Source organism: Microbacterium sp. P5_E9 (assembly GCF_054049175.1).
In genome coordinates, this window is sequence record NZ_JBFUMV010000146.1 from 1 (window position 1) to 528 (window position 528).

A 528-nucleotide genomic window follows, 5' to 3' on the forward strand; every position below is an offset into this window, starting at 1 on the left:
CCCAACGTTTGCCTCAGCGGCTCCTCATGATGCGCGCAGTCCAACGAGTTCTCTCCGTCTTCGAGGGCTTCACGCAGCTGGAAAGCAGCCTCTCACTGCACCAGCTTTCCGAGCGCATCAATCTGCCCAAGTCCACCGCGTTCCGCATCATCCAGAGCCTGCAGAAATCCGGCTACCTGGTGCGGCTGGACGATCAGCAGTACTGCCTCTCCTTCCGCTTCACGCGCCTGGCTGGCTTGGTGGCCAGCACGCTGGGCATCCGCGAGATGGCGCGTCCGGTGATGGCTAGGCTCGCGGAAACGACCGGCGAAACCGTGTCGCTTCAGATGGTCGACGCCGAGGAACGCGTGTGTATCGACGAAGTTGTCACCGCGTCGCCGCTGCGTAGTGTCTCCCAGCCCGGTGAGCATGTGCCGCTACTCGCGGGCGCGAGTTCGAAGATCTTGCTGGCGCACCTGCCACCCACGGAGGCATCGCAGCTGATTGCCCGACTGGCCGCAAAGGAAATGCGTACGCTCGCCCATGTGC

General features: G+C 63.4%; 1 protein-coding gene. It reads left to right on the top strand.

Features of this window, described 5'->3' with window-relative positions:
- Positions 1 to 26: 26 nt before the first annotated feature.
- On the top strand, positions 27 to 528 hold a 502-nt coding region (locus ACXJ3V_RS20700; protein ID WP_457102235.1), incomplete at its 3' end, for an IclR family transcriptional regulator.